The sequence below is a fragment of the Aestuariivirga sp. genome, assembly GCF_037139295.1.
In the GTDB taxonomy this organism is placed as follows: Bacteria; Pseudomonadota; Alphaproteobacteria; order Rhizobiales; family Aestuariivirgaceae; genus Aestuariivirga.
Genome location: NZ_JBAXGR010000242.1, coordinates 1 through 2,630, shown reverse-complemented (window position 1 = coordinate 2,630; position 2,630 = coordinate 1). Strand labels below are relative to the sequence as shown.

The 2,630-nt window shown below is 65.8% G+C and carries 3 protein-coding genes; all 3 read right to left on the bottom strand.

The window, feature by feature from the left end; translation table 11 throughout:
* Positions 1 to 241: 241 nt before the first annotated feature.
* Positions 242 to 445 (bottom strand): helix-turn-helix domain-containing protein, encoded by a 204-nt coding sequence (locus WCJ41_RS21430; protein WP_336907872.1) that lies wholly within the window; start codon positions 443 to 445, stop codon positions 242 to 244.
* Between the two features lie 126 nt (positions 446 to 571).
* Positions 572 to 1,006 carry a hypothetical protein gene (locus WCJ41_RS21425; protein ID WP_336907871.1) on the bottom strand — a complete coding sequence of 145 codons (435 nt, stop codon included), beginning with the start codon at positions 1,004 to 1,006 and terminating at the stop codon, positions 572 to 574.
* Between the two features lie 81 nt (positions 1,007 to 1,087).
* The gene (locus tag WCJ41_RS21420; protein ID WP_336907870.1) at positions 1,088 to 2,356 is read right to left on the bottom strand and encodes an integrase family protein; all 1,269 of its coding nucleotides are present in this window, start codon (positions 2,354 to 2,356) and stop codon (positions 1,088 to 1,090) included.
* Between the last annotated feature and the right edge of the window lie 274 nt (positions 2,357 to 2,630).

Sequence of the window (2,630 nt, the reverse complement as noted above, 5' to 3'; positions counted from 1 at the left end):
CGAAGATGCGCGGGACGACGCCGCGCAGTGTGGCGCCGTACACGCTCTTGAGCTCGGAGCTCAGCGTAGTCTGCAGGCGCGCGAGGCACTTGGCGATGGTGGCGGTGCTCGGCGGGGTCCACCGGGCGCGCACCGTTGCGCCGTTATCGGGCGCAGGGGTATCGTTCATGGGTTCAGTCCTTCAGTGATGCGGCGGTGCGGCCCCGGGCGTGGAAAACACGGGCGACCGCCGTGTTGCGTTTCAGGCGGCGGTGCGAGGGCGGCGGTGGCGTTCAATGACGCGGTCGATTTCAGCCACCTCAACGAGGGTGCGACCGCCGATGGTGACAGGCGTGATCAGGCCCTCGCTGATCATCCGCCAGCAGGTGGTCGTGCCGATGCCCAGCGCCTTCGCGGCGTCGGTGACGCTCACGGTTCGGGGCTGCAATGCAGGCTTGGTTTCCATGGTACACTCCAGTAGGAGCCCGCCTTGAGTGGCGGGACTGGAGCGAAGGTTGGCAGAATTGACAGTGGCGCCCGTCAGAGGTTCACGTTTTTCATACGATGCAAGCGGGCCGGGCCGTTATCGCGGTCAGTCGCCGAGGCCGATCTTCCTGATGTAGCGGCGGGCCTCGGCTACCTGCCGGGGCGTGATGGGCCGTTCGAGTCGGGCTGTCATCACTTCGGCGGCGTGCCGGTCGATGGCGCCGAGCTCACGGTCGGTCGGCGGCCCTACGCTGGTATGGCGCGACATGCCTGTGGCGGCGAAGAGAGCGCCAATGGGCGTGCCGTCAGGTGCCGCTCGGTGCTGGGCCACATAGTCGCGCCTGTCGGCGATGGCTTCGGCCCTTTCCTCCGGCGTCATTCGCTTCCACACTTCGGGAGACGGGCGCTTGATCTCGGCGAGGTGGTCCTTGAGCTCATCGAGCTCGGGCGTGGGGTGGCCCTCGCGGTGGCTGCTGCGGGCCTTCAGGGCGAAAGCCCGGTCATAACGCCGTTCCTTGTCGCGCTCGATGATCTCATACACCAGCGCGCTGCACTGGAGCTTCTCTTCGAAGATCAGGCCCTTCCGGCCAGCGTTAGCCCTCTTCCCGCCCCGTGGCATTGGCTAAGCCTTGCGCTTCGGCTTGGTGGTGACCATGGGCACCACGTTGTCGGCGTGGGCATTGGCGGCGGCCTTCGTCGCGGCGGTGGCGTAGGTGCCCTCGATCATTGCCAGCGCCCGCCGCATGTCGTCGAGTCGGAGCGCGCGGTCGTACACCCGGCCGTGAACGTCCGGAGCCTGATGGCCGGTGATGCGGCGGCGGATGTCACCATCAATGCCGTCCTCAGCCATGATCGAGATTGCGGTGCGGCGCAGGTCATGCGGGGTGAAGGGTGCGAGCTTCAGGCGCTTCAGCAGCTTGCGGCAAGTGCGGCTGATCTCGTTGCTGGCGATCACCTTGCCTGCACGGGGGCCGGGGAAGAGCAGCCCCTCGCCCACCTCCGTGATCCGGGCCTCGATGATGGCGCGGGCCGCTGGCGCCATGGGGAGCGTGCGGTTGCTGGCGTCGTTCTTGGCGTCGGTGATCGAGATGTTACCCGCCTTCAGATCGATGTCGGCGACGGTGAGGGTCGTGATCTCGCTGCAGCGCGCGCCGGTGATGGCGAGAAGTTGCATGATCCTGGCGTGCGGCTGGAGGATGGGGCCGGATGTGGTGGCCGCCTCGGTCAAGGCGTTCCAGAAGACACCTGTCTCTTCACCGCTCAGAACGCGGTCCTTGGCCTTCTCGGCGGCGGGCTTCGGCAGATTGGTGCCCAGATCATGACCCACCCAGCCCTGCATGGCGCACCAACGCATGAACTTGCTGACGACGGCGGCGAGGCGGTTTGCCGCGATGCCCTTTCGCCCCTTGGCGCGCAGGGCTCGGGCCTTGCTCTCGATCAACGTGGTGAGGTCGGTGCGCTGCAGTTGCTGGAGCGGGAAGTGCCCGAGGGTGGGCAGAACGTCACTCTTGATGATGCGCTTGGCCTCGTGGCCCCAGCCCGCACCCGCCTTGATGGCGAGGTGGCCCTCGATGAAGCGGTCGGCCGCCTCGCGCAGGTTCCGGGGCAAGTCAGCGCCGGCGGCACGCTGCTCGGCCACCTTCGGGCTCATGCCGTTCTTGAGCATGGCTCGATACTCTGCCGCCTTGCCAGCCGCCTCGGTGATTGTGGTGGCCGGGTAGTGACCAAGCCGGAACCTCTGCACTGTGCCATTCAGCCGCGCGCGGAGCTCCAGCGTCTTCGTGCCGTTAGGCGCCACCCGGCAAAGGATGCCGTCACCGAGGGCAGTCGTGTAGGCGGCCGCCTTGGGCTTCAGGTTGCGGGTGGTCTTGTCGGCCTTGCTGAAATCCACGGCGGGAGCTCTCCATCTTCAGTGTCACGCCGAATGTCACGGCTTGGTGACACTGACTGGAACCGATCTGAAGAGTAATGTATGCGCCCGGCGGGCTCTGCACAACTGCTTGTTGTCACTCTTGGCAACTTTATGCATCTTTTACTGGATCTCTCATGGATCGGGGCCTTGCAGCCAGTGGCTTAGGCCCGAGGCGGCTTAGAGGCCAAAAAATTACCACCTACAGACTACGAATCTGGGGGTCATGGGTTCGAATCCTGTCGGGCGCGCCATT

Bases quoted from the DNA above. Each gene is read 5' to 3' on its own strand.
- WCJ41_RS21430 (WP_336907872.1), bottom strand. From the start codon at position 445: ATGGAAACCAAGCCTGCATTGCAGCCCCGAACCGTGAGCGTCACCGAC.